The organism is Oleiphilus sp. HI0125 (assembly GCF_001635355.1).
Map to the genome: position 1 here is coordinate 1 of NZ_LWGF01000175.1, position 754 is coordinate 754.

The following is a 754-nucleotide window of genomic DNA, read 5'->3' on the forward strand; positions in this document are numbered from 1 at the left end:
AGTGCCAGCCGATAACGTAGCATCTAACGGCACATCGCTGATGGTGTAACCGGTAACTGACTCAGAACCATCGTTATCTGCTAGGCTACCAGTGATATCCAAGGCAATAGCACTATTCTCATCACCATTTACATCACTCGCACTCACCGCAGGCGCATCAGCGACTGCTTCCAAAGTAACCTCCACCGAACCATTATAAACTTGACTAACATCGCCCTCTGTAAACGTTACTTCAGTCGTTAATGTAAAGTCATCACTGGAATGTTCAACTGGCGTAAGGCTCAACTCGTCAAGATCAGCAGGCTCTACTGTCCAGGTGCCATCACCGTTATTCGTACCCGCTGACAAAATCGCTCCAGTTGGCACACCACCGATAGTGACACTGCTCATTGTTTCATTAACGTCAATGGGAGTTAACGGACCCAATTCAAGATCAAAAACTGCGTCTTCTGCTACAGTGACAGCCCCCGTCAGTGGATCACCGTCAGCACTAGGGTTCGATGGATCGATTGGGTCGGTCGGATCAACTGGATCAACCGGGTTAGGACCATCAATTACAGTAATGACCGGATCATCAATTCCAGAATCGTCCAACATCGAAACAATCAATTCGCCTGAGTGAGACAGCTCAGAAATCAAATAGGTATCTGGATCAGTATCCTTAATATAAGCTGTCACGGTGATTGATATCGGATCAGCTAAAATTCCATCAGGAATGAATCTTAGATCAACGAGTTGATCAACAGTAAGCGAC

Annotated in this window: 1 pseudogene; it reads right to left on the bottom strand. The window is 46.4% G+C overall.

What is annotated here, in order from left to right:
• A pseudogene (locus A3762_RS26920) lies at nucleotides 1–754 on the bottom strand (hypothetical protein); the annotation flags it as partial.